This is a genomic window from Mycolicibacterium duvalii (assembly GCF_010726645.1).
GTDB lineage: Bacteria > Actinomycetota > Actinomycetes > Mycobacteriales > Mycobacteriaceae > Mycobacterium > Mycobacterium duvalii.
On sequence record NZ_AP022563.1, the window covers coordinates 2639409 to 2665356 of the forward strand.

Below are 25948 nucleotides of genomic sequence, written 5' to 3' on the forward strand. Positions count from 1 at the left end.
GATGCCCGTGACCTCCTCCCCCACTTTCGAGACCATCCTGCTCGACCTCGACCACCGCAGCCGGGTCGCCACGGTCACGTTGAACCGGCCGGAGGCGCTGAACGCGTTCAATCGCACGATGTGCGAGGAGATGCGTACCGTCTGGCACACGATCAAGGCCGACGAGAACATCAACGCCGTGGTGCTGCGCGCGGCCGGTGACCGTGCGTTCAGCGCCGGCCTGGATGTGAAATCCAGCTACGGTCAACCCGACATCGTGTGGAATCACGAGGATCCCGGAGAGTTACTGAGCCCCAAGTGGCAGAAGATGTGGAAACCGGTTGTGTGCGCGGTGCAGGGCATGTGCACCGCCGGCGCGCTGTACTTCGTCAACGAGGCCGACATCGTGATCTGCTCCCAGGGCGCCACGTTCTTCGACTCCCATGTCAGCGCGGGTCTCGTGTCCGCTCTCGAACCCGTCGGCTTGATGCGCCGCGTCGGCCTGGGTGACACCTTGCGAATGGCGTTGATGGGCAACGACGAACGGGTCAGCGCGGCCACCGCACTGCAGATCGGGTTGGTGACCGAGGTGGTGGCCGAAGAGGACCTGTGGACCCGGGCGCACGAGATCGCCGCGACCATCGCGGAGAAACCGCCCACCGCGACCCAGGGCACTGTCAAAGCCATCTGGGAGTCGCTGGACAAGCCCTACCGCGCCGCCATGGACCAGGGGCTGATCTATACGCGGCTGGGTAACCCGCTGGCCAAGGCCGAAATCGCCGACCGGGGCGCACCACCTAAACGACCGCCGCGGATCCGGTGATGACGCACCCGCTTTCCCGTCGCATCACCGACGTACTGGACCTCTCCCCTGAGGCGCCTGCGCTGCAGTTCGAAGACCAATGGTTCACCTGGGCTGCGCTCGGCACGCTCGCACGGCGCATCGGCGCGTTGGCGGGGACCGGCCGCGTCGGCATCATGCTGCGCAACGAACCCGCCCACGTGGCCGCCCTGCTCGGGGTGCTGGCCGCCGGAGGCACCGTCGTGGTGATCAACCCGGCCCGCGGTGACGACCGCACCCGCGCCGACATCGCCGCGCTGCATCTGCCGGTACTGGTGGGGCTGCCGGCCGACCTCGAAACGTTGGCATCTCAGACCGATGCAACCACGGTGGCGATCACCGATCTCGACACTGCGCCCGTGATCACGGCGGGATCGACGCCCACCGACGATCGACCGGGTGTGGCGGTGTGGATGTTGACCAGCGGCACCACCGGACCACCGAAGCGGGTAGACCTCACCTACGACATGCTGGCGCGCAGCGTGATGGGCAACGATCCCGAACACGCGGCCGCGCCGACGCAGCTGCGCCGCGGCGTGGCCATCGTCAATTCGCCCCTGGTGCATGTCGGCGGGGTGTTCCGGATCCTGCTGTGCATCGCCGAGGCGCGACCGTTCGTGCTGCTGCGCCGGTTCGACCTTGAGCAGTGGGCCCGTGCGGTGCGCGAACACCGGCCGCGCGCGGTGTCGCTGGTGCCCGCCGCGCTACGCATGGTGCTGCATTCCGACCTGACCCGCGACGACCTCGCCGGTGTCGTGGCGGTGACGTCGGGGACCGCGCCGCTGTCCGCCGACGATGCCGACGCGTTCACCGAGAAGTTCGGCATCCCGGTGCTGACCTCTTATGCCGCCACGGAATTCGGCGGCGGAGTGGCGAGCTGGACGCTGGCAGATCACCAGGCGCACTGGCACGCCAAACGAGGCAGCGTCGGCCGCGCCAACCCCGGCGCCCGCCTTCGGGTCGTCGACGACTCCGGCGCGCCGCTGGGCCCCGACCAGCCCGGTCTCCTGGAAGTGCAGCCTCCGCAACTCGGTCCGGACACCGACTGGATCCGCACCACCGATCTGGCCCGGATCGACACCGATGGCTTCCTGTGGATCCTCGGCCGCGCCGACCAGGCCATCATCCGGGGCGGCTTCAAAGTCCTGCCCGACGACGTGCGCGCCGCGCTGGAGGGCCATCCGGCTGTCGCGGGCGCCGCGGTGATCGGCGCGCCCGACCCCCGCCTCGGAGAGACCCCGGTCGCCTTGGTGGAGTTGCGCGACGGCGCCGACACCGATGCCCCGGCACTCAGCGACTACCTCGGCGATCGGCTGGCACGCTACGAGATCCCCACCGAGATCATCATCGTCGACACCATCCCCCGCACCCCGTCGGGCAAGCCTGATCTCGCCGCCGTCCGTTCTTATTTCGCGCGGGCATGACATCGCAGGCGGCGACCCTGGTCGAAGTGTGGCGGGCGTGTCGCAACCTGGGCGACAAGCCGCTGCTGGTGTGCGACGAGGACCGGCTGAGCTACCGGGACGCCGAGATCCGCTCCGCCGCGCTGGCCCACCGCTTGATCGGCCTGGGCGCCGGTAAGGGCACCCACGTCGGGTTGTGGTACCCCAACGGCAGCGGGTTCGTGGTGGCGATGCTCGCGGCGGCGCGGATCGGGGCCGTGGTCGTCCCGTTCTCGACGTTCGCCACCGGCACCGAGCTGCGCGCTCAGCTCAGGGCCGCCGATGTGGCGATCATGCTGTCAACCAGGGCGTTTCGCGGTCACGACTACATCGAGCGGATGTCGGCGGCGTTGGACCTTCCAGCTGCGGAATTCGGCAGCGACACGCCCATGTTCACCTCGGCCGCACCTGTCCTGCGATGGGCGCTCTTCGACGCCGACGCCGACCCCACCACCCCGCGCTGCGACCACACTCGGCTCGCCGGCCTCGAAGACGACGTCGATGCCGCCGACCGCCTGGCGATCATCTACACGTCCGGGTCCACCGGCGCGCCCAAGGGCGCGGTGCACACCCACGGCGCACTGGTGACGCATCAGCAGAATCTCAACGAGATCCGCGGGCTCGACGGAAGCGACGTCCTGTTCTGCAACTCGCCGTTCTTCTGGATCGGCGGCTTCGCGTTCGGGCTGCTGGCCACGCTGACCGCCGGCGCCACCCTGGCTTGCTCGAACGCCGAAGACGCCGGCGCCACCCTGGATCTGATCGAGGCCGAAAAGCCCACCATGACCAACGGTTTCGTCTCTTCGGTGGCGCGCCTGACCGAGCACCCCAGTTATCCGCGCCGGGTGTTCACCGCCACCCGGGGCAATCTCTACCCGATCATGGCCGCATCTGCCCGGCCCGCCGACGCCGGGCTGCGTCACGGCATGCTCGGCATGACGGAGGCGGGCAGCGTCGTTCTGCTCAGCGGTGACGAGACCGACCAGCCCGAACATCGTCGCGGCTCCTTCGGCAGGCCCGCACCCGGCATGGAGACACGCATCGTCGACCCCGCCACGACCGCGCCGGTGCCCGCCGGTGCAGTCGGTGAACTGTGGTTGCGGGGGCCGTTTCTCATGCAGCACTACTACGGCCGCAGCCGGGAGGAGTGTTTCGACGCCGACGGCTGGCTGCACACCGGCGATCTGGTCCGCACTGACGACGACGGGTTCTTCTACTTCGTCGCCCGTGCAGGCGCGATGATCAAGACCGCGGGCGCCAACGTCACCCCGGGCGAGGTCGAAGCCGCGCTGAGCCGGTTGCTGCCGGCCGCCGAGGTGCACGTCGTCGGGCTGCCGGACCCCCAACGGGGCGAGATCGTCGCCGCCGTGGTGGCTTTCGACGATGCACCCGAATTCGACGAGGATGCGGTGCGTACGGCGTTGCGCCGCGAGCTGTCGGCATACAAGGTGCCGCGCCGGTTCACGGTCTGCCGGCGGGCTGATCTGCCACTACTCGCGAGCGGCAAGGTCGACCTGTCGGCCGTGAAGGCGATGTTCGATGGCTGACGCCACGGTCGACCAGGCGCTGCGCCGCCAAGCGCGACAACGTGCCGACCACCCCGCGGTGATCGACCCCGCCGACCGGGTGACCTTCGGAGAGCTCGAACTGTCCACCCGCACCGTCGCAGCCGGACTGCTGCAGGCCGGCGTCAACCGGGGCGCTCGGGTCGGGCTCCTGATGCCCAACGGCGTCGACTGGGTCCGGCTGGCATTCGCGGTCACCCGAATCGGTGCGGTGCTGGTGCCGCTGAGCACCCTGCTGGCGCCGCCGGAATTGCTGGCACAGTTGCGCAGGGCATCGGTGGGCCACCTGATCAGCGTCGACTCGTTTCGCGGTCACCGCTATCGGCAGACCGTCGACGAGCACCGCGCCGACCTGCCGGCGCTGCACCGGGTGTGGACCGCCGCCGAGGCGTTGGCGTTGCCTCGGCGTGCGGTGGACGATGACATCGTCGACGAGTTGACCTCCGGGGTGCGGGCCGGCACCGACCTGGCGATCATGTTCACCTCCGGCAGCCGCGGCGCGCCCAAGGGCGTCCTGCACAGTCACGGCAATGCGTTGCGTGCCGTGCGGTCCGGGCTGGCGGCACGCTGCGTGACGGCCGAGTCCCGGCTGTATCTGCCGATGCCGCTCTTCTGGGTCGGCGGCTTCGGCGCCGGCGCGCTGACAGCGCTGGTCAGCGGAGCCACCCTGGTCACCGAACCCGTCCCGACACCGGAGTCCACGCTGCGCCTGCTCGAACGGGAGCGGGTCACGTTGTTTCGCGGCTGGCCCAGCCAGGCCGAAGCCCTGGCCTCGCGGCTCGACTCCGTGCGGGCCGACCTGTCGGCGCTGCGCCCCGGCAGCCTGGACGCACTGCTGCCCGAACACCTACGCAGTGCCCAAGGCGCCCGCGCCAACCTGTTCGGCATGACCGAATCCTTTGGGCCGTACTGCGGCTATCCCGCCGACACCGACATGCCGCGATCGGCGTGGGGCAGCTGCGGAAAGCCCTTCCCGGGAATGGATGTCCGCATCGTCGACCCGGACACGGGTGCCCCGGCGCCGACGGGACGGGTCGGGGAGATCCAGATCCGCGGGCCACACGTGCTGCGCGGGCTCCTCGCCCGCCCGCGCCCAGCCGTGTTCACCGCCGACGAGTACTACCCGACCGGCGACCTCGGCCGCTTCGATGCCGACGGATACCTGTTCTTCCAGGGCAGATCCGACGACATGTTCAAGGTCAGCGGAGCCACGGTGTATCCCGGCGAGGTCGAGGATGCGTTGCGCTCCATCGCCGGGGTCCGGGCGGTGGCCGTCACCGACGTACCGGGACCGCGCGGCCCCCAGGTGGGCGCGATGGTCGCCTGCGACGACACCATCGAGGACCTGCGGGCGGCGGCGCGAAACCTGCTGAGCAGCTTCAAGGTGCCCACCGTCTGGATCCGCACCGACGACGAAACCGACATCCCACGCGGCCCGACAGGCAAGATCGACGTCGCCGCGCTGCGAGCCAGACTCGCCGGGCGGTGACTCAGACGATCTCGCGTCGTCGCAGCCCGTCGACATCGGCCGCGCCGTAGCCGATCTCGGCGAGCACCTCCTCCGTGTGCTCGCCGAGCAGCGGGGCGCGGCGCCGGATCACCCCGGGGGTCGCCGACAGCCGAAACGGGGTCTCGACGATCGGGACGCCCGTTCCGACGCCGGGAAACGGCACCCGCTGCAGGTATCCCATCGCCTGCACATGTGGATCGTCGAGGACTTCCCGGGTCGAGAGCATCGGCGCCGCAGGGAGTTTGGCGGCCTGCAGCGCGTCCAGCACGTCGGCTTTGGTGCGTTCGGCGCACCACGATGCCATGACGGCGTTGAGTTCGTCGCCGTGTTTCCAGCGCAGATCGTCGTCGGCGAATCTCGGGTCGTCGAACAGATCGAGCCGACCGACCAGCCGGCACCACCGTTTGAACATCGGCTGGCCGGCCACCTGCAGCAGCACCCAATCGTCATCCTTGGTGCGGTACAGGTCGCAGGGCGCCACCGACGCGCCCTGGTTGCCCATCCGGGGCTTATCGGTGCCGAGCAGGTCGCGTTCGATCAGGAAGGCATTGGACAGCATCAGCGCCGTGGGCAGCAGCGCCCCCTCGACATGTTGGCCCTGGCCGGTGCGGTCACGGTGGTAGAGCGCCATCATCACGCCGATGGTCAACGTCAGCGCCGTCCCGAAATCCGCGTACGGCACCACCGTCCGGATCGGCTGCTCGGGTAGCCCCTGGCGGTAGACCGCACCCGACATCACCTGACCCGCGCCGTCGAAGCCGATGCGATCGCTGTACGGGCCGCCCTCGCCGTAGGCCGTCGCGCTGGCCAGGATGATGTCCGGTTTGATCGCGCGCAGCGTGTCGTAATCCAGTCCGCTGGCCCGCATTCCGGCCGCCGGCATGTTCGCGACGACGATGTCGGCGCGTTCGACGAGCTTGCGGCTGATCTGCCTACCCTCATCGGTGGTGGTGTCCAGGGTGAGCGACCGCTTGTTGCGATTGCACTGCAGGAAGGTGCCGCCCTCTCCGCTTTCGGTGACCGACTGCACCCAGCGGTCCTCTCCGCCGCCGCGTTTCTCGACCCGCACAACATCGGCACCCATGTCGGCCAACAGCGCCGAACACCAGGGCGCGGCGATGAACCGGCCGTAGTCGAGCACCCGGATTCCCTCCAGGACACCTCCGGCTCCGGTCGGCTCGGCCGTCATCCGATCACTCCCCGGCCCGAAAGGTGTTCGATCAGCGGGGCCGCGCCGGAACGCAGATGTTCGGACATCGCCGAACGGGCGGCGTCGGGGTCGTGGCGCGCCAACGCGTCGAGCACCTTGCGGTGGTGGGCATTGGACTGCTCGGGCCAGCCTTTGACCGTCGGGAACACCGTCTCGGGCGCGTACCGCGTGATCTGAGACATCAGCTGCGCCAGCTTGGGTGATTCCGCGGCGACGTTGATGCCCTTGTGGAACTCGTGATTGAGTCGCACCGCCCGTTCGCCGTCATCGGCCGCATAGGCCGCCTCCAGCTCGGTCTGGATCGCCGTCAGCTCCTCGAGCTGTGCCTCCGTGACGGTGCGTGCGGCCCGCGCGGCGAGTTCCCCGCCGATGTGGGCCTGGACATCGGAGACGTCGGTGATGTCGCGGACGGTCACCGGCCGCACCACGAATCCCCGCCGCGGCTGCTGGTCGAGCAGACCCTCTGCTTTGAGCTCGAACAACGCTTCGCGGACCGGGGTGACACTGACCCCCAGGTCCGCGGCCAGCTGCTCCAACCGGACGTAGGTCCCGGCCGCGTAGGTGCCGTCGAAGATGCGCCTCCGGACGAATCCGGCGACGTCCTCGGCCAGTTGCGGCCGCACCGCGAACTCGGAGCTACCCACCGTCGTCACACCCGGTAGTCCGCCAGCAGACGCTTGCTGATGATGTTCTTCTGGATCTCGCTGGTCCCCTCACCGATGAGCAGGAACGGCGCATCGCGCATCAGGCGTTCGATCTCGTACTCCTTGGAGTAGCCGTAGCCACCGTGGATGCGGAAGCTCTGCTGGGTGACCTCGGCGCAGACCTCGCTGGCGAAGTACTTCGCCATCCCGGCCGCCACATCGTTGCGTTCGCCGGTGTCCTTCATCCGCGCGGCGTTGACCATCATCAGGTGCGCCGCCTCGACTTTGGTTGCCATCTCGGCCAACTGGAATGCGATGGCCTGGTGCTCGGCGATCGGCTTACCGAACGTGGTGCGCTGCTGGGCGTAGCGCACCGCCAGCTCGAAGGCGCGGATGCCCACGCCGCACGCGCGGGCCGACACGTTGACCCGTCCGACCTCCACGCCGTCCATCATCTGGAAGAAGCCCTGGCCGGGCGCTTCGCCGAGGATGTCGGAGGCCCGGGCGCGGTACCCGTCGAAGATCAACTCGGTGGTGTCGATGCCCTTGTAGCCGAGCTTGTCCAGCTTGCCCGGAACGGTCAGTCCGGGAACGACTTCCCCGAAACCCGTGGGCTTCTCGATCAAGAACGCCGTGAGATTGCGGTGCGGCTTGTCGGCGCCCTCGTCGGTGCGGACCAGCGCGGCCACCAGCGTGGAGCTGCCGCCGTTGGTCAGCCACATCTTCTGGCCGTCGATGGTGTAGGTACCGTCACCGTTGTCGCGAGCCCTGGTGCGGATCGCCGCGACGTCGCTGCCGAGCTCGGGCTCGGACATCGAGAACGCGCCGCGGGTCTCCCCGGTGGCCATCTTCGGCAGATAGTAGGCCTTCTGGGCGTCGGTACCGTGCTGGCGAATCATGTACGCCACGATGAAGTGGGTGTTGATGACGCCGGACACGCTCATCCAGCCGCGCGCGAGTTCCTCCACGCACAGCGCGTAGGTCAGCAACGACTCCCCCAGCCCGCCGTACTCCTCGGGGATCATCAGCCCGAACAGTCCCATCTCGCGCATGGCGTCGACGATCGCCTGCGGATACGTGTCGGCGTGCTCGAGTTCCTGCGCGGTAGGGATGACCTCTTTGTCCACGAACTGCCGCACGGTCGCGACGATCTCGGTCTGGAACTCGGTCAGACCCAGTGTCTGGGCAAGTCTGGTCACGCCGCCACCCCTTCGAACACCGCCGCGAGACCCTGCCCGCCGCCGATGCACATCGTCTCCAGGCCGTAGCGTCCGCTGCGCCGATGGAGCTCGCGAGCCAGGGTGGCCAGCATCCGGCCCCCCGTGGCACCGACCGGATGCCCCAGCGAGATCCCCGAACCGTGCACGTTGACGCGCTCCAGGTCGGAAGGACCGAATTTCCATTCCCGCAGGCACGCCAGCGCCTGCGCGGCGAACGCCTCGTTGAGTTCGATCAGGTCCATGTCGGCCAGCGACAGCCCCGCCTTGTCCAGGGCCGCGGCGCTCGCCGGCACCGGACCGATGCCCATCACGCTGGGCGGCACCCCGGCCACCGCCCACGACACCAGCCGCACCAGCGGCGTCAGGCCCAGCTCGGCGGCCTTCTCCGGGGTCGTCACCAGACACATCGAGGCCGCGTCGTTCTGACCGCTGGAGTTGCCGGCCGTGACGGTGGCATCCGGATCACTGCTGCCCAGAACGGGTTTCAGCCTGGCCAGCGCCTCGACCGAGGTGTCCGCGCGCGGATGCTCGTCGGTATCGACGACCTCGTCGCCGGCGCGGGTCCGCACCGTGACGGGCACGATCGTCTCGGCGAGCGAGCCGTCACGCTGCGCGGTCACCGCGCGGCGGTGCGACATCACGGCCAGCTCGTCCTGCTCGTCGCGCGGGATCGAATACTGCCGGCGCAGGTTCTCCGCCGTTTCCAGCATGCCACCGGGCACCGGATGGTTCTTCCCGCCCGCGGTCGTGCGCCCACGGGTCAGCGCGTCGTGCACCGCGACGCCCCCACGCGCCCCGCCCCAACGCATGTCGGTGGAATGGAACACCACATTGCTCATCGACTCGGCACCGCCGGCGACGACCAGCTCGTTGCCACCGCTGCTCACCTGCAGGCACGCCTGGATCACCGCCTGGAGCCCCGAACCGCAGCGCCGGTCGATCTGCATGCCGGGCACCGTGACGGGCAGCCCGGCGTCGAGCGCGATGACCCGGCCGATCGCGGGGGCCTCCATGCTGGGATAGCAGTGCCCGACGATCACGTCCTCGATCGCGTCGGGGGCCACGCCGGTGCGGTGCAGCAGACCCTGCAACGCCGTGACCCCGAGATCGACGGCGGTCAGGGACCGGAACATGCCTCCGTAACGGCCGATCGGCGTGCGCACCGGCTCGCAGATCACCGCCTCCCGCATCACAGGTGTCGTCCGCCGGTGACCTCGAGCACCGTTCCGGTCATGTACGAGGAGAGGTGCGAGGCCAGGAACAGCGCGACGTTGGCGACCTCCTCGGGTTCACCGGCGCGGCCGAGCGGCACCTCGGCGACCTTGGAGTCCCAAATGCGTTGCGGCATAGCCTCGGTCATGGCCGAGCGGATCAGGCCGGGCTGGATCGCGTTGACCCGCACCCCGAGGTAGGCCAGTTCCTTGGATGCCGCCTTGGTCATCCCGACGATGCCGGCCTTGGCTGCCGAGTAGTTGGTCTGGCCGACCATGCCGACCTTGCCGGAGATCGACGACATGTTGACGATCGCACCGCGCTTCTGTTCGCGCATCACCGCCGCGGCCGCGCGCAGCCCGTTCCAGGTGCCCTTCAGATGCACCGAGATCACCTGATCGAACTGGTCCTCGGTCATCTTGCGCATGGTCGCGTCGCGGGTGATGCCGGCGTTGTTGACCATGATGTCGAGCCCACCGAAACCGTCGATCGCGGCTTGGACCAGCGCTTCGACTTCCGCGGAGTCGGTGACGTCGCAGCGCACCGCCCGCGCGACGCCGTCCCCACCCAGGGACTCCGCCGCGGCCTGCGTCGCCTCGATGTTCACGTCACCGAGCACCACGCGGGCTCCTTCGGCGACGAACCGCTGCGCGATCGCGTAACCCAGACCTTGCGCTCCACCGGTGATCACCGCGGTCTGACCCGTCAGCAATGACACTGTCCACCATCCTCGCGTCTGTAGGGACCCAATGGCCGCTATCATATTTCATATACGATATTTCCCCATCGGGACCCCGAGGAGTATCAAACCCGTGAGCATTGAAACCGGTTCAGAAGTCGGTCTCGAGGTCAGTGCCGAGGACTTCGCCGAGATCCTGGCCCAGACCCGCCAGTTCGTCCGGACCGCTGTGGTCCCGCGCGAGCAGGAGATCCTGACCGAGGACCGTGTGCCCGATGACCTCCGCCAGCAGGCCAAGGACATGGGCTTGTTCGGTTACGCGATCCCCCAGCAGTGGGGTGGCCTGGGCCTGAACCTCGTCCAGGACATCGAATTGGCCATGGAGCTCGGCTACACCTCGTTGGCGCTGCGCTCGATGTTCGGCACCAACAACGGCATCGCCGGCCAGGTGCTGGTGGGCTACGGCACCGACGAGCAGAAGACGACCTGGCTCGAAGGGATCGCCTCCGGTGAGGTCGTGGCCTCCTTTGCGCTGACCGAACCGGGCGCGGGGTCCAACCCGTCCGGTCTGCGGACGAAAGCGGTGCGAGACGGAAGTGACTGGGTCATCAACGGCCAGAAGCAGTACATCACCAACGCCCCGACCGCCGATCTGTTCGTCACGTTCGCGCGCAGCCGACCGGCCGACGACAACGGCGCGGGCATCGCCGTGTTTCTGGTGCCGGCCGACGCACATGGTGTCGAGGTCGGCGCCAAGGACAAGAAGATGGGTCAGGAAGGAGCCTGGACCGCCGACGTGAGCTTCACCGACGTGCGGGTGCCGGCCGCCGCGCTGGTCGGCGGCAGCGAGGACATCGGGTACCGCGCCGCGATGACGTCGCTGGCGCGCGGGCGCGTGCATATCGCGGCGCTGGCCGTCGGAACGGCCCAGCGCGCCTTGGACGAATCGGTGGCCTACGCCGCGACCGCCACCCAGGGCGGCACGCCGATCGGTGACTTCCAACTGGTGCAGGCGATGCTCGCCGACCAGCAGACCGAGGTGATGGCCGGCCGCGCACTGGTGCGCGACGCGGCGCAGAAGTGGGTCAATGGAGAGGACCGTCGCATCGCGCCGTCGGCGGCCAAGCTGTTCTGCACCGAGATGGCTGGCCGGGTCGCCGATCTCGCGGTGCAGATCCACGGCGGCAGTGGGTACATGCGAGACGTCCCGGTGGAGCGGATTTACCGCGACGTCCGGCTGCTCCGGCTCTACGAGGGCACCAGCGAGATCCAGCGGCTGATCATCGGCGGCGGGCTGGTGAAAGCCGCGAAACGGGCGCAGCACTAGATAATCCCCCGCGCGACTCACCCGACAGCAGAGGACAGCAGCACATGACCGACACACGGGCAGGCAGGCTCGACGGCCGGGTCGCCTTCATCACCGGCGCGGCCCGCGGCCAGGGCCGGGCACACGCGGTACGGATGGCCAACGAGGGCGCCGACGTCATCGCCGTCGACATCGCCGGTCCGCTCCCGCCGTGCGTGCCCTACGACCACGCCACCGTCGAGGATCTCGAAGAGACGGTGCGTCTGGTCGAAAAGACCGGTCGCCGCATCATTTCCGCGGTGGTCGACACCCGGGACCACGACGGGCTGCGCGGCGTGGTCACCTCGGCGGTCGCCGAGCTGGGCCGACTGGATGTGATCGTCGCCAACGCCGGGGTGTCCGCACCGCAAGCCTGGGACCAGATCGGTCCGGACGACTTCCGCGACGTGATGGACATCAACGTCACCGGCACCTGGAACACCGTGATGGCCGGCGCGGACAAGATCGTCGAGGGCGGCCGTGGCGGTTCGATCATCCTGATCAGCTCGGCGGCGGGGATCAAACTGCAGCCGTTCATGGTGCACTACACGGCCAGCAAGCACGCGGTCACCGGGATGGCCCGTGCGTTCGCCGCCGAGCTCGGCAAGCATTCGATCCGGGTCAACAGCGTGCACCCCGGTCCGGTGCTGACCGACATGGGCACCGGTGACATGGTCACCGCTCTGAGCAAGGCGATGGAGACCAACCCGCAGCTGCAGAACATGATGACGCCGTTCCTGCCCACCTGGATCGTCGAACCCGAGGACATCGCCGACACGGTGTGCTGGCTGGCCAGTGACGAGTCGAAGTACGTGACCGCGAGCGCGATCTCGATCGACCAGGGGTCAACGCACTACTGACCGCAGCAGCCGCCGCGACAGGAACGCCACCTGGTCCCGCGCGGTCTTGTCGAACCACTCGTGACCGGGCCACACGTCGAAGTGGTCACACGGATAGCGGTGCACCTGCGCGCGCCCGTGTGCGGCGGTCGCCGCGACGGCGTCCGCGGGCACGTACTGGTCGAAGTCGGCGATCTGCACCAGCAGCGGGCAGCGTAGCTGCTTGGCCGCGGTGGTGGTGCGCACGCTCAGGACCTCCAGGCCGACCGCGCAGTCGATCTCGTTGCGCCACGTCGGACCCGCCATCGACAGGTAGCTCTCGTAGGCACCGTCGAGCGCCAGCGCCCCCGGCTCCCCCACGGGAGCGACCAACGGCATCAGCGTGGGGGCGTCGCCCCGCCGGACGGCGAGCCGGCTCTTGACTCCTGCCAGTGTCCACCGCAGGGAGGTGAGCGGGTCCCGCGATGACGCAGCGGCGCGGCTGACGGCCAGTCCACTGGTCAGCGGAGTGAGCGAGACGACCGCCGCGATGTCGGCACGTGCGGCCCCGACGGTCAGCACGTGGCCGCCCGAGAACGACGCTCCCCACAGCGCGACGCGGTCGGCATCCACTCCGTCGAGAGCTTTTGCCGCCTCCACCGCGCTGTGGTAGTCATCGATCTGCTTTCGCACCGAAAGCGATTGGCGCGGTGTTCCTTCCGACGCACCGAAGCCGCGGTAGTCGAAGGCCAGGACGTCCATCCCGGACTCGGCGAACCGCTCGGCGAACGGCGCGAGTCCGGAGTCCTTGGTCCCGCCGAACCCGTGCGCCATCACCACCACGGGCCGTCGATCCGCGTCGCCCAACGCCCGGAAATGCCAAGCGCTGCAATTCACATCTCCACTACGGAACGTGATCTCGCTCGGCGTCATCTCGATGCCCCAGCCTTGTCTCGGGCCCGTCGCAGGCCTGCCGGCAGTTCCCGCGTGCGCAGGTCGTGTTCGTAGATGAAGTAGTCCACCTGCTGGGTGTGGCGCGGCCGATCGGTGCAGTGGCCGGCGTGCAACTGCTGGTCGGCTGCGATGACCCGTTCCATCTCGTCGACGGACGGCAGCGCGTATCTGCCGACGGCGTAGGCCGCCAGCAGCCGCGACTGGCACTCCACGAACGGAAACAGCGTCGGCACCGACTGCGCGAACCCGATGAACACCAGATCGTCGATGCCTGGCTTGAACATCCTCTTGTACAGCGGAATCTGGTTGTCCGGCGCACTGATGAAGTCCGGGTCGAAGAACGGGAAGGTGATGTTGTACCCGGTGGCGTAGATGATGACGTCGAACGCGTCGCTGGTGCCGTCGACGAAATGTACGGTATCGCCGTCCAACCGAGCCACGTTGGGTTTGGGCACCACGTCACCGGAGCCGAGCCGCAGCGGCAGCTCCACCGATTGCGTGGGGTGCGCCTCGAAGAGTTTGTGGTCGGCCGGGGGCAGACCGTACATCCTCGGATCGGTCCCCAGCATCGGCGCGATCAATTGCACCGCTTTGCGTTGCCATGCCAGCGGCAGATGCGGCGAGGTCCGCCAGAAGGTGTCGCCCGGCCGGCCGGCGATGTACTTCGGCACGATCCATGCGCTCGATCGGGTCGACAGCGTGACCTTGTTGCCCAGGGCTTTGGACGACAGTTCGACGGTGATGTCGGCGGCACTGTTGCCGATGCCGACGACCAGGATGCGTTTGTCGTGCAGGTCCAGCGGGGTCGACGGATCGATGTAATCGTGGGAGTGGATCGACTGGTTGGTGAACGAGCCCGGGAAGTCCGGCCGGCGCGGGTCCCAGTGATGGCCGTTGGCCACCACCAGCAGATCGAACTGCCGTTGCGCCCCGGACTGGTCGGTCAACTGCCACCCCGCGCCGTCGTCGGCGCGTTCGGCCCGTACCACGCCGTTTCCGAACTCGATGCCCTCGAGCAGCCCGAACGCCGCGGCGTACTCGTCGAGATACGCCTTGACCTCGGAGTGATGCGGAAAAGACGGGTAGTGCTCGGGCATCGGAAAGTCTTTGAACGACAGCCGATCCTTGGAGGTGTCGATGTGCAGCGACCGGTAGGCACTGCTGTGGCCGTTGGGGTTCCCGAAGGCCCAGTTACCGCCGATGCGATCGGAGGACTCGAACGTGGTGTACCGAACCCCGTAGTCCTTGAGCATCTTGCCCGCTGTCAGGCCGCTGATTCCGGCCCCGATCACCGCCACGTGGGGGTCTCTGCTCATCACCGACGCTCCTCCTGCCGCAACGCAATCTACGAGGCTTTTTGACGTACGTCAATGGTCGCTGACGCCCGTCGAATTTCTGGCAGGTGGAGCGGCGATCAGGCGATGAAGCGCACGATCGACTCGGCGACCGCCGCCGGCTTCTCCGAACCCTCGATCTCGACGGTCGTGGTCAACGTCGCCTGCACGGCGTTCTCGAGCTGGGCCACCGCGGTGAGTTCGGCGCGCGCACGGAGCTTGGCGCCCACCGGCACCGGCGTGATGAACCGGACTTTGTTGTAGCCGTAGTTGATGGCCATCGCGACGTTGTCCACGGTGTAGAGCTGGTGCGTGAAATGCGGGATCAGCGACAGGGTCAGCAGACCGTGGGCGATGGTCCCCCCGAAGGGGCCGTCGGCGGCGCGCTGCGGATCGACATGGATCCACTGGTGGTCGTCGGTGGCGTCGGCGAACAGGTTGACCCGATCCTGGGTGATGTCGAGCCATTCGGTGGGGCCGAGCTGAGTGCCCTCGGCGGCAGCCAGTTCAGCGAGATTGTTGAACTTCTTCACTGGTGTCTCCTTCGACGGTCGGCACGGTGCAACGTGGGGTCAGCCGGCGGGCCCCGGCCGTGCAAAGCTCACAGTGCCACACGACCGCTCGGGCCCGACCGCCGCCCGACTCCAGAATCTGGCAGATGATGCCGTAACTCGCTGCAGACTTGCAGTTCCCTCCCCCAGCGAATTCACGCGACGTTCATTGGTGCTACCGCGACCTCGCCGCCACGTGGCGACACAGCGCCGGGGGCCCAATGAGCGCACCGCGTTCCGTGCACTCGAGTTGTCGAGTTAGCGAACATAAGTCGTCCAGCACATTTCCCGTGCAAGAAAGCGCAAAGAGAATGTCACGGAGTTCGCTCGAATCCAATTGTCGGCGTACTCAATCGGCAAATTCACCGGATTTCACCATACCAAATGGGTTCTTACGGTATGCCTTTAGTTACGCCCGATGTGTTGCCCACGAGTCCACCGCCAGGGAAATTGCCATGACTAGCTGGAATTCCAGATGGCTGCGGCTCCATACTGAGAACGTCGTACTCGCGACGAATACCGAATCCGCAATGACAGCAAAGGGCTTCCCCCATTTGGGCGTGGCCCCTGCACGACGATGGGAATAGGCATGACCATTTCGCTGACCGACTCGATGACCGAAGACTTTGTCCTGCCGTCCCGGCACGCTTGGTGGGACGAGGACGCGCAGTGCACGCTGATCATGTCGCAACCGTCGCTGGACCGCGAATTGTGGTTGCGTTATCTCGAAGGCGCCGAACGCAGTTATCAGAAGTTCGGGGTCGGTCGCGCCATCGATGTCGCGGACATCAGCGACGGCCACGACACCGCGCTGTTCTGGGCGGCGCTCGACTCGTCCGGCCGGGTGATCGGTGGCGTGCGCGCCAAGGGACCGCTCACCGGTGCCGACGATTCACATGCCGTCGTCGAATGGGACGGCCAGCCAGGTCTGCCCGCCGTCCGCAAGATGATCGACGACCGTGTGCCGTTCGGGGTGCTGGAGATGAAGGCGGCGTTCGTCGACGACCGCCCGGGTAACCCTCAAGGCGTGATCCGCGCGCTCGCGCGCAGCGGTTCGCACGCGATGGCGGTGATGGACGTGCAGTTCTGCATGGCCACCTCGGCACCCCATGTGCTCGACAAGTGGCGGACATCCGGCGGCGTCGTCGCCGCCATTCCCGCTACGCCGTACCCGGACCCGCGGTACCGCACGAAGATGATGTGGTGGGACCGCCGGACATGGATCCGCCATGCCGAGCCCAGCCAGATCTCCCGCATCTTCGCCGACCTCCGCGATCTGGAGCGGGCCGGGGTCACCTATGGCTCGGCGTCAGCGCTTCGCGATAATGCGTTGTGACATTCGAGCACTCCCGAAGCAATCCGGCCGACGCGACAGATCAGGATCGGAATGCCACCAGCGCGGTAATCCTCGACCCTGACCACGATCCCGATGCGCGCGTGATCGCGTCTCTGCGAGCCGACCCGCGTATCGAGGTGTTCGATCGCACCGCCGAACAGGCGGCGGCCCTGCGCGGTCTACTGCCCGCGCCGGAGGCCGCCATCCTCGATGAGCCCCATCGGTGGGCCTACTACCCGTGGCGGCGAACGCTGATCGGCATTCTCGGACCGCGCGGGTACGCCCGTACCAGAATCGACCGCAACCGAAATCTGGTCACCATCGACGAACATCGCCGACTCGAGGCGCTGCGAGTCGGGGTGGTGGGCCTGAGCGTGGGCCATGCCATCGCCCATACGCTGGCGATGCAGGGTCTGTGCGGCCATCTGCGGCTCGCCGACTTCGACGACCTCGAGCTCACGAACCTCAACCGGGTACCGGCAACGGTTTTCGACCTCGGGCTCAACAAGGCGACAGTGGCCGCGCGCAGAATCGCCGAGGTGGACCCGTATCTCGACGTCGAGGTGTTCGACGCGGGGCTGACCGCAGACAACCTCGACGCGTTCCTCGACGGTCTCGACATCGTCGTCGAGGAGTGCGACTCGCTCGACGTCAAGGCACTGGTGCGGCACGGTGCGCGGGCGCGCGGGATTCCGGTGGTGATGGCCAGCAGCGACCGCGGCCTGATCGATGTCGAGCGGTTCGACATCGATGCGCAACGACCGCTGTTCCACGGCCTTCTCGGCGACGTCGACCTCGCCGAGCTGTCGGCACTGGACGGCCGGCAGAAGATCCCGCACGTACTGCGCATCCTGGATGCGACCAGCCTGTCCCCGCGCGGAGCGGCGTCGCTGGTGGAGGTCGGTCAGACGCTGGCGACCTGGCCGCAACTCGCCGGCGACGTACTCGTCGGGGCGGCGGCGGTCGCCGAAGCCGTCCGCCGCGTCGGGCTCGCGGAACCGCTGTCGTCGGGACGGGTGCGCATCGATGTGGCCTCGTCACTTCAGTCACTGACCGACCCGGCATCCGCACCGGCGGTCGGGCACCGTTCTCCCCCCGACCATCCGGTGCCGACGCCCGAGACGGCGGCCCAGGCGATGGCACTGGCCGCCAACCGCGCACCGTCAGGCGGTAACGCGCAACCCTGGCACATCGAAACGACCGCACGCGCGGTCACCGTCCGACTGGCAGCCGAGTACAGCGGAACGCTCGACATCGGTCTGCGCGGCAGTGCCGTGGCCGTCGGCGCGGCGGTCTTCAACGCCCGCGTCGCGGCCGCCGCGCACGGCGTGCTCGGAGGCGTGCACTTCACCGAGGACCACCGAGATCCGCTGCGCGCCGACATCCGCCTGGGCCACGGCCACGATGCCGACCTGGCGGCGATGTACCCCGCGCTCGCGAGCCGCGAGACCAACCGGCACCGGGGCGCCCGGGAGGTGTTGTCCGACGGCGTCGCGGCCGCCCTCCGGGCCGCGGCCCAGCGCGAGGGGGTCAGCGTCCACATCCTCAGCACGCCCGCCGAACTGACCGCCGCGGGCGAGATAATCGGTGCCGCCGACCGGATTCGGTACCTGACCCCGGCCCTGCACGCCGACATGGTCTCCGAGCTGCGATGGCCCGGCGATGAGCCGCACGACTCCGGGATCGACATCGCCAGCCTCGAGCTGCCACCGGCTGAACTCGCCACGCTCGACGTTCTGCGCCGCGGCGACGTCATGGCGATGCTTGCCCAGTGGGACGCCGGCGCGGTCCTGGCAGCCGACACCGGTAGCCGGATCGCGCAGAGCTCGGCCCTGGCGGTGCTGACCGTCGATGATCGTTCGTTGACGGGCTACGCGCGCGGCGGCTGCGGCGCCGAAGCGCTGTGGATCACCGCCCATCAGTCGGGGTGGGCGGTGCAGCCGGTCTCACCGGCGTTCCTGTACGCCCACGACGACGATGAACTCGTTGCGTTGGCACCGACATTCGGCCCCGAACTGGCCGAGTTGCGATCGCGATTTCGTCACTTGACGGCAACCGCACCGGATCGGGGCCTGGTTTTGCTCCTGCGATTGACCAAAGCGCCGCCGACATCGGTTCGGAGTAGGCGTCGACCACTCAATCTGGGGGTTGCGCCCGTATTCTGATCGCACCATGTCTGCAAGCGCGGCGCCACCCAGCCTCGACTCCGTGGTCACGTCAGTGGCCACCAAGCTCATGGCCGCCACCGCGGCCACCTCGGCGCAGGTGAGCCAGGAGGTGCTGGCCGACCTCGTCGCGTACTTCGGTGTGGACGTCAGCTTCCTGCGCTACAACGACCACTCCATCCGGGCGTCGCGGCTCGTCGCCGAGTGGCCGGTGCGAACCGGCATTCCCGACCCCGACCCGTTGGCGGTCGTCTACTACACCGACGCCGACCCCGTCTTCGCGCACAGCGAGCACGCCAAACGGCCGATGGTGTTCCGCCCGGAGGCCTCCACCGACGATTATCAGCGGCGCATCGAGGAGGGCCGCGCGGTACCGCAGACCTCGCTGGCCGCCGCACCGCTGGTGTCCGGCGACGTGACCACCGGCGTGCTGGGCTTCGTCAAGTTCGGCGACCGGGAGTGGACCACCGAAGAGCTCAACGCGCTCGAAGCGATCACTTCTCTGCTCGCGCAGGTGCAGGCGCGCGTCCTGGCCGAGGAACAGCTGCGTTACCTGGCCGACCACGACGACCTGACCGGCCTGCACAATCGGCGGTCGCTACTGGCTTACCTGGACAACAGGTTGGCAGCCGGACAACCCGGCCCGGTCGCGACCCTGTATTTCGATCTGGACCGACTTAAGGCGATCAACGACTACCTCGGCCACACCGCCGGGGACTGGTTCATCCGGGTGCTCGCCGAGCGCCTGCGCCGCGAAGCCGACGACATCGACGTGATCGCCCGGCTCGGTGGCGACGAGTTCGTTGTGGTCCCCGCCGCACCGATGGATGCCGAGACCGCAGAAGCGCTGGCCTACCGGCTGCGCAACACGCTCAATGAGCGCGTCTCGATCGACGGCGAGATGCTGACCCGCACCGCGAGCATCGGCATCGCACTCGGCGTTCCCGGCCAGGACAGCACCTCTGATCTGCTTCGCCGCGCCGATCAAGCCGTGCTGACCGCGAAAAGTGCGGGCGGCAACATGATCTCGGTGTTCACCGAGGAGATGTCGCTGAAGGGCGAACTGCGCAACGACATCGAACTGCATCTGCAGAGCGTGATCGAGAACGGTTCCCTGATCCTGCACTACCTGCCCGAGGTCGACATGCGCACGGGCGAGATCCTGGCCATCGAGGCTCTGGTGCGCTGGCAACATCCGACCCGCGGGCTCCTGTCCCCCGAGTCGTTCATCGGGGTGGCCGAATCCATCAACCTCGCCGGCGAACTGGGACGCTGGGTGATGCGTACAGCCTGTGCCGAGTTCGCCGGGTGGCGCTCCCGCGGTGTCGGTCACAACATCGTGTTGCGGCTCAACGTCTCACCTGTGCAGCTGGTGACCGACGGCTTTGTCGACACGGTCGCCGGGATCATCTCCGAGTTCGGCATCGACCCGGAATCGGTGTGCCTGGAGATCACCGAGAACGTGGTGGTGCAGGACATCGAGACCACGCGTGTCACCGTGGCCGGCCTGAAGGACGCCGGAGTGCAGGTGGCCATCGACGACTTCGGCACCGGCTACAGCGCGCTCTCGCACCTGAAGTCGCTGCCGGTCGACACTCTCAAGATCGACCGCAGTTTCGTGCGTGAACTCGGTTCGGATCCCGGCGATCTCGCGATCGTGCGGGCCATCATCGCCCTCGCGGAATCCTTCGGACTCGAATTGGTCGCCGAGGGAGTCGAGACCGAGGCCGCAGCACTGACGCTGCTGCGACACGGGTGCCACCGGGCCCAGGGGTTCCTGCTGTCCCGCCCGATCGCCGGGGCAGCGATGGAATCGTTGCTCGCTCGAGGGCGGATAGCGCTGAACTTCAGCGTTTCTCAGCGGCTGTAGCGAAGTTCAACAGTTCCACCCGACCGAAGCGACTGCCCGCCTTTCCGACCAGCGCCGCGCGCAATCCGGTGTCGGGCGACGGGTGTCCGGCGGGCCCGCGCCCGCGTGAGCTGCGGGTCGACGGGCCGATCAGCACCCCGTGGCGGGCGCGAACCGAGAACGGGCCCGACGTCGTGTCGAAAACCGCGCCGCTGACCGCACCGTTGTCCAGCACCAGGCGCTGCAGGCAGTGCACCGGGAACCGCTCGACGTCACGTTCCTGCGCCTCGTCGCTCAACCAGTTGTGCAGCCACGCAACAGGATCACCGTCATCGGGTGTGACGGCGCCGAGGTCGGCGACCTCCCACGTCTCGCCGCCGCGCAACGCCACGGTGGTCGTCGGCCACTCGGTCACCCGGGTGTAGAGGAATCCGGAGGGCGAACCGATGCACCGAGCGGCCCAGTCACGCATCCGCGACCCGATGAACGGGGGGACGGTGTTGCGCCGTTCGGTGTCGGTGAGCACGGTGCGGACAGGAAGGTCGTCCTGGTCGTAGCCGAGCCCTGTGGTATCGAAATCGGCGGTCAGCTCATCGAGGTAGGCGGCCGTGTCGACATCGCCGCAGTCGCCCGGCCACCACCGGGCGTCCGGCGCGGCGGCCGGTGGGTCGGCGACGAGGACGTCGGCCCCTTCGTCGATGGCGGTGATCGCGACGGCCAGACCGGCGATGCCCGCTCCGGTGCATACGACGTCGACCTCGTCGTCCCAGTCCATCTCAGCGCACACGGTTATCTGCCTCATCATTGCTTCGACGTCGCTTCGACGGCGAGTGCGCCGCAGTCCACAGCGTAAGGCACCGTTGGACCCGCACGAAAATGACTGACCACCGGGTTGCCACAGCCGTGATGGGTTCATGAGGGGATTTGCCATCAGCGGCTGTGGCAACCCACAGAAGCTAGCACTGCGCCGCCGGAATCGGTGCGGTGCCGCTGCCAGCGCGACTCGAGACGGCCATCTGACGGCGTGCGCCGGGATGGTGCAGCGACCACCCCGAGCTTCCCCACCTAACTAACTAGGTTTACTCTCTCCTAGAGCTCAAGCAGAGGGGAAGTCATGGATCTGGAGTGGTCACCGGCCGATCTCGCCTTCCGGGACGAGGTTCGCGCCTTCCTGGAGGCCAAGCTGACGCCGGAGCTGCGTCGCGCCGGCCGTCTGATGACCAGCGTGTACGCCGATCACGACGCCAGCATGGAATGGCAGGCGATCCTGCACGAGCAGGGATGGGCGGCCCCGGCGTGGCCGGTGGCCCACGGCGGGTGCGATTGGACGCTGACTCAGCACTACATCTTCAGCCGCGAGTCGACCCTGGCCGGCGCTCCGTCGCTGTCGCCGATGGGGATCCGAATGGTGGCGCACGCCATCATCAAGTTCGGCACCGAGGAGCAGAAGGACTATTTCCTGCCCCGGATCCTCACCGGTGAGGTGTTCTTCTGCCAGGGCTACTCCGAGCCCGAAGCCGGTTCGGATCTCGCGGCCCTGACGATGGCCGCACGCGACGACGGCGACCATCTGGTGTGTACGGGCAGCAAGATCTGGACCACGCACGCGCGGGAAGCCAATTGGATGTTCGCGCTGGTACGCACCACGCGTTCGGAGAAGAAGCAGCGGGGCATCACGTTCGTCCTCATCGACATGAGCTCCCCCGGCATCGAGATCCGTCCCCTGGTGATGACCTCCGGAGAGGAGGTCCAGAATCAGGTGTTCTTCGACGAGGTGCGGGTGCCGAAAGCCAACGTCCTCGGCGCCATCGACGACGGCTGGACCGTGGCGAAGTACCTGCTGGAGTTCGAACGTGGCGGCGGCGCCACCGCGCCGGGGCTGCAGGTGATGGCCGAGGAGATCGCCGCGGTCGCGACCGAGCAGCCCGGCCCGGGCGGCGGGCGGCTGATCGACGATCCGGCGTTCGCACGCAAGCTCGCCGACGCCCGCATCCGCACCGAGGTGCTCGAGATCCTCGAGTATCAGGTGCTCGCGGTGGTCGCCGACGGAGGCAACCCAGGGGCGAAGTCCTCGATGCTCAAGGTGCTCAGCACCGAGTTGAGCCAGACCATCACCGAGTTGGCGATGGAGGCCGCCGGCCCGCGCGGGCGGGCCTATCAACCGCACGCCACCTTCCCGGGCGGGCCGATCGCCGAATTCGAGCCTCCAGCCGACGGTTACGTCACCGGGCAACCATGGCAGGCGGTGGCTCCGCTGCGTTACTTCAACGACCGAGCCGGTTCTATCTACGCCGGTAGCAACGAGATTCAGCGCAATATCCTGGCCAAGGCGGCTCTGGGGCTGTAGGGGACGGTTACATGGACTTCAAACTCAACGACGAACAAGAACTTCTGCGCAACGGACTGACCAAGTTCCTGGCGACCCGATACGGCCTCGAGACCAGCCGCGGCGCCGCCAAGACGGGTCCGGGCTGGCAGCCGGAGATCTGGCGGGCTTTCGCCGAGGAACTGGGCATTCTCGGCGCCGCGCTGCCTGAGGAGCACGGCGGCATCGGTGGCGGACCGGTCGAGATGATGCTCATCGCCGAAGCGCTCGGTCACGCGCTGGTGGTCGAACCATACGTCGACACCGCCGTTGTGGCGGCCGGCCTGCTCGAGCGCGCCGGCGGCGACGTCGCCGCGGACCTGCTCGAACAGATCGCGTCGGGTTCGGCGATCGTGACCTTGGCCGCCACCGAAGCCCGCTCGGGAGACAACTGGCGCGACGTCGGTACCGTCGCCGAACGCGACGGCGAGCATTGGGTGCTCAACGGCGCCAAGATCGTGTCGGCGTCGACCCCGATGGCGCAGCGCGTGATCGTCACCGCCCGGACGTCCGGCGAACGCGCCGACACCGCGGGCATCTCGCTGTTCCTGGTCGAGGTGTCCTCGCAGACAACGGAATTGACGTTGCACCACTACCGCACGATCGACGATCGCCGGGCGTCGGACCTCGAACTGGACAACGTGCGCGTTGCAGCGAGCGCGCTGCTCGGTTCCGAAGGCGACGCGTGGTCGTCGCTGGCCCGGGCCCGCGACGAAGGCGCGGCCGCGGTGTGTGCGGAAGCGGTCGGGGCGATGCGCAAGGTGTTGTCCGACACCGTCGAGTACTGCAAGCAGCGGCAGCAGTTCGGTGCGCCGATCGGCAGCTTCCAGGTGCTGCAACACCGCATGGTCGACATGTACATGGAGGTCGAGCAAGCAGCCGCGGCGGCACTGCTGGCGGTCCTCAAACTCGACGCCGACGAGGCCACCCGCGCCCGCGCGGTGTCGGCGGCCAAGGCCACCGTCGGTCGCGCTGCGCAGTTCGTCGGTCAGCAGGCCGTCCAGTTACACGGCGGCATGGGCATGACCGAGGAACTGGCGATCGGCCACTACTTCAAGCGACTGACCGCCCTGCAGTTCGAGTTCGGCTCCACCGACCAGCACGTGACCCGGTACGCGCAGCTGACCACTGCGTGATCTCACCGCCGCGCGACGATCACCGGTATTCGGGACGACTGCACCACTTCGGAGCCGACCGATCCGAGCAACATGCCGGTGAAGCCACCGCGACCGTGGCTGCCCACCACCAGCAGCTGAGCCTTCTCGGCCTCCTCGAGCAGGCGGCGGGCCGGCTGGTCGCGTTTGACGACGCGGCGCACCGGGACGTCGGGGTAGCGCTCCTGGTAGCCGGCCAGCCGCTCGGCCAGCAGCATGTCCTCCTCCGGCTGCATCTCGCTCCACTCGGCACCGGGCAGTTCGTACCCGGCGTCGCTCCAGGTGTGCACCGCGACCAGTTCGACACCGCGCCGGGAAGCTTGTTCGTACGCGATCTCGGTGGCGTGCTCGGACGCGGGTGACCCGTCGATCCCGACGACGACCGGCGCCCGGTCCGGGTGCGGGATGAGCGGATCCTCGTCGTGGATCACGGCGACGGGGCAGCGGGCGTGGTGGACCAGACCGGTGCTGACCGACCCGAGCAGCCGCCGTCCCCACTTGCCCAGGCCGCGACTTCCGACCACGATCATGTCGGCCTGCTTACTGAAGTCGACCAGTGTCGGCACCGGCGGTCCGGAGGCGGTCCGCTCGTCGATCTTGACCAGGTTCTCGCCACCGGCGGCGCGCGCATCCTGCGCGGCGGCGGCCAGGATCTCCTGTCCGCTCTGCCGCAGCTCCTCGAGATAGTCGGCGGGCAGCGGAGCCTGAATCCAGGCTTGCATCGTGGCGCCGGGCAGGACGTGGACCAGCGTCAGCGGCACCCGCCAGAGCGCGGCGTCGCGGGCGGCCCAGTCGACGGCCACCCGGGCCGCAGGCGACCCGTCGACCCCGACGACGATGCCCAGTGGTGCTGGTGGACTGGTCATGGCCCCTCCTGATGTGTGGTTGCGGCGTCGTCGCCGCCCGACGTGTCGACCGTAGCGCGGGCGCGTGCGCCGATGAAGGGAAGTCGGTCACCCCGGTGTGGGACCAAGGTCCCGCCCGCCGGTCAGGAGTCGCGGTGCAGGTGGGCGACCAACGGCCGGTGATCGGAGATCGCCAGCCGGGGCGTGTGGTGTTCCTTGACGTTGAGGCCGGGGTCGTCGGTGAGCACGTGGTCGAGCTGCTGGGTGGGATCTTCGGTCGGGAAAGTCGGCGCGCTGGCCAGGGCGCGTAGCCCGGAATGGCGTTGGGCCGCCGCGGCGGACATGTTCAGGTCCCCGGTGACGACTCGCGGCCACGGCAGGGCCCGCACGTCGCGCAGCAGTCGACGCAGCTGAATCCGGTTCCACCCGGGCACGAAGGACAGATGGGTGTTGACCACGGTGAGGTCGCCGAGCGGGGTGTCGAACCGGCCGATCACCGCTGCCCGCGGTTCCTCGTCGATGACCTGGATCCGACCCGGGGCGCGCAGATACATCGGAAAACGGAACGGGACCCGCGGCAACCGCACGACCTGCCAGTTCAGTGCGGGGTAGCGCGACAGCAACGCGACACCGTAGGCAGCGGTCCCAGGTTGTTCCTCGCCCGTGGCGGCCATCCACGTCGCGCCGGGAGTGCCGGCGATGGCGGCGACGAAGCGGTGACTGCGGGCCCCCATCGCCTCGGCGGCCAGCGCAGTGAGGTCGGCCAGCCCTGAGCGTTCCTGGCTGCTGTCGACCTCCTGTAGGGCCAGGATGTCGGCGTCCAGTCCGGCCACGCAGTCGGCGAACCGTCCGAGGTCGACGTCACCGCCCGGCGTGCGGCCGTGCAGGATGTTGAATGTCACCAGCTTCATGGGTAACCCACTACCCACC

22 protein-coding genes are annotated in these 25948 nt (G+C 68.2%); 11 read left to right on the top strand and 11 right to left on the bottom strand.

Annotation, left to right across the window (positions count from 1 at the left end; all coding sequences use genetic code 11):
• Position 1 precedes the first annotated feature (1 nt).
• Genes G6N31_RS12410 through G6N31_RS12425 form a run of 4 tightly spaced genes read left to right on the top strand, consistent with a single transcriptional unit; the run spans position 2 to position 5316 of the window.
• Complete coding sequence (locus G6N31_RS12410) at positions 2-802, top strand: enoyl-CoA hydratase/isomerase family protein (protein ID WP_098004913.1); 801 nt, start codon at positions 2-4, stop codon at positions 800-802.
• On the top strand, positions 802-2244 hold the full coding sequence (locus G6N31_RS12415) for a class I adenylate-forming enzyme family protein (protein ID WP_098004914.1): 1443 nt from the start codon (positions 802-804) through the stop codon (positions 2242-2244). Before G6N31_RS12410 ends, G6N31_RS12415 begins: the two co-directional genes overlap by 1 nt.
• On the top strand, positions 2241-3809 hold the full coding sequence (locus G6N31_RS12420) for a class I adenylate-forming enzyme family protein (protein ID WP_098004915.1): 1569 nt from the start codon (positions 2241-2243) through the stop codon (positions 3807-3809). Before G6N31_RS12415 ends, G6N31_RS12420 begins: the two co-directional genes overlap by 4 nt.
• Positions 3802-5316, top strand: a complete 1515-nt coding sequence (locus G6N31_RS12425) for a class I adenylate-forming enzyme family protein (RefSeq protein ID WP_098004916.1) — start codon at positions 3802-3804, stop codon at positions 5314-5316. The genes G6N31_RS12420 and G6N31_RS12425 overlap by 8 nt, the downstream gene beginning before the upstream one ends.
• A gap of 1 nt (position 5317) precedes the next feature.
• On the opposite strand, the gene G6N31_RS12430 is transcribed toward G6N31_RS12425, so the two are convergent.
• From G6N31_RS12430 to fabG, 5 genes are read right to left on the bottom strand one after another with little or no spacing between them, the layout of a single operon-like run.
• A complete protein-coding gene (locus tag G6N31_RS12430; protein ID WP_098004917.1) occupies positions 5318-6526 on the bottom strand; it encodes a CaiB/BaiF CoA transferase family protein in 1209 nt (402 codons plus the stop codon).
• Positions 6523-7191 (bottom strand): GntR family transcriptional regulator, encoded by a 669-nt coding sequence (locus tag G6N31_RS12435; protein ID WP_098004940.1) that lies wholly within the window; start codon positions 7189-7191, stop codon positions 6523-6525. The genes G6N31_RS12430 and G6N31_RS12435 overlap by 4 nt, the downstream gene beginning before the upstream one ends.
• Before the next feature lie 5 nt (positions 7192-7196).
• Positions 7197-8390, bottom strand: a complete 1194-nt coding sequence (locus tag G6N31_RS12440; protein WP_098004918.1) for an acyl-CoA dehydrogenase family protein — start codon at positions 8388-8390, stop codon at positions 7197-7199.
• Complete coding sequence (locus G6N31_RS12445) at positions 8387-9601, bottom strand: acetyl-CoA C-acetyltransferase (RefSeq protein WP_098004919.1); 1215 nt, start codon at positions 9599-9601, stop codon at positions 8387-8389. The genes G6N31_RS12440 and G6N31_RS12445 overlap by 4 nt, the downstream gene beginning before the upstream one ends.
• On the bottom strand, positions 9601-10341 hold the full coding sequence (gene fabG / locus G6N31_RS12450) for a 3-oxoacyl-ACP reductase FabG (RefSeq protein ID WP_163722149.1): 741 nt from the start codon (positions 10339-10341) through the stop codon (positions 9601-9603). The genes G6N31_RS12445 and fabG overlap by 1 nt, the downstream gene beginning before the upstream one ends.
• Positions 10342-10435: 94 nt before the next feature.
• Here fabG and G6N31_RS12455 point away from each other — a divergent pair, with 94 nt between their 5' ends.
• Both G6N31_RS12455 and G6N31_RS12460 read left to right on the top strand, forming a co-directional pair.
• Positions 10436-11629, top strand: a complete 1194-nt coding sequence (locus tag G6N31_RS12455; protein ID WP_098004920.1) for an acyl-CoA dehydrogenase family protein — start codon at positions 10436-10438, stop codon at positions 11627-11629.
• Between the two features lie 44 nt (positions 11630-11673).
• Positions 11674-12507 (top strand): mycofactocin-coupled SDR family oxidoreductase, encoded by an 834-nt coding sequence (locus G6N31_RS12460; protein WP_098004921.1) that lies wholly within the window; start codon positions 11674-11676, stop codon positions 12505-12507.
• Here G6N31_RS12460 and G6N31_RS12465 read toward each other — a convergent pair.
• The 3 genes from G6N31_RS12465 to G6N31_RS12475 form a co-directional block, all read right to left on the bottom strand.
• Positions 12493-13398 (bottom strand): alpha/beta hydrolase, encoded by a 906-nt coding sequence (locus tag G6N31_RS12465; RefSeq protein ID WP_098004922.1) that lies wholly within the window; start codon positions 13396-13398, stop codon positions 12493-12495. The two genes, G6N31_RS12460 and G6N31_RS12465, sit on opposite strands and share 15 nt — an antisense overlap.
• Positions 13395-14735: a flavin-containing monooxygenase gene (locus tag G6N31_RS12470; protein ID WP_098004923.1), complete on the bottom strand. Its 1341-nt coding sequence runs from the start codon at positions 14733-14735 to the stop codon at positions 13395-13397. Before G6N31_RS12470 ends, G6N31_RS12465 begins: the two co-directional genes overlap by 4 nt.
• A gap of 98 nt (positions 14736-14833) precedes the next feature.
• A complete protein-coding gene (locus G6N31_RS12475; RefSeq protein WP_098004924.1) occupies positions 14834-15286 on the bottom strand; it encodes a MaoC family dehydratase in 453 nt (150 codons plus the stop codon).
• A gap of 607 nt (positions 15287-15893) precedes the next feature.
• Between G6N31_RS12475 and G6N31_RS12480 the strand changes: the two genes are divergently transcribed.
• Genes G6N31_RS12480 through G6N31_RS12490 form a run of 3 tightly spaced genes read left to right on the top strand, consistent with a single transcriptional unit; the run spans position 15894 to position 20675 of the window.
• Positions 15894-16640: a hypothetical protein gene (locus G6N31_RS12480; RefSeq protein WP_098004925.1), complete on the top strand. Its 747-nt coding sequence runs from the start codon at positions 15894-15896 to the stop codon at positions 16638-16640.
• On the top strand, positions 16637-18805 hold the full coding sequence (locus G6N31_RS12485; protein ID WP_098004926.1) for an Rv1355c family protein: 2169 nt from the start codon (positions 16637-16639) through the stop codon (positions 18803-18805). Before G6N31_RS12480 ends, G6N31_RS12485 begins: the two co-directional genes overlap by 4 nt.
• Positions 18806-18812: 7 nt before the next feature.
• A complete protein-coding gene (locus G6N31_RS12490; RefSeq protein ID WP_098004927.1) occupies positions 18813-20675 on the top strand; it encodes a putative bifunctional diguanylate cyclase/phosphodiesterase in 1863 nt (620 codons plus the stop codon).
• Here G6N31_RS12490 and G6N31_RS12495 read toward each other — a convergent pair.
• Positions 20653-21441, bottom strand: coding sequence for an L-aspartate oxidase (locus tag G6N31_RS12495; RefSeq protein ID WP_234815422.1), 789 nt, complete (start codon positions 21439-21441; stop codon positions 20653-20655). The genes G6N31_RS12490 and G6N31_RS12495 overlap by 23 nt on opposite strands.
• A 327-nt stretch (positions 21442-21768) precedes the next feature.
• On the opposite strand from G6N31_RS12495, the gene G6N31_RS12500 reads away from it, so the two are divergent.
• Both G6N31_RS12500 and G6N31_RS12505 read left to right on the top strand, forming a co-directional pair.
• Positions 21769-23001, top strand: coding sequence for an acyl-CoA dehydrogenase family protein (locus tag G6N31_RS12500; protein WP_098004928.1), 1233 nt, complete (start codon positions 21769-21771; stop codon positions 22999-23001).
• A gap of 11 nt (positions 23002-23012) precedes the next feature.
• Positions 23013-24155, top strand: a complete 1143-nt coding sequence (locus tag G6N31_RS12505; protein ID WP_098004929.1) for an acyl-CoA dehydrogenase family protein — start codon at positions 23013-23015, stop codon at positions 24153-24155.
• Between the two features lie 2 nt (positions 24156-24157).
• On the opposite strand, the gene G6N31_RS12510 is transcribed toward G6N31_RS12505, so the two are convergent.
• Together G6N31_RS12510 and G6N31_RS12515 are read right to left on the bottom strand one after the other, a co-directional pair.
• The gene (locus G6N31_RS12510; RefSeq protein ID WP_098004930.1) at positions 24158-25039 is read right to left on the bottom strand and encodes a universal stress protein; all 882 of its coding nucleotides are present in this window, start codon (positions 25037-25039) and stop codon (positions 24158-24160) included.
• 122 nt (positions 25040-25161) lie between these two features.
• Positions 25162-25929: an endonuclease/exonuclease/phosphatase family protein gene (locus G6N31_RS12515; protein ID WP_098004931.1), complete on the bottom strand. Its 768-nt coding sequence runs from the start codon at positions 25927-25929 to the stop codon at positions 25162-25164.
• Positions 25930-25948 lie beyond the last annotated feature (19 nt).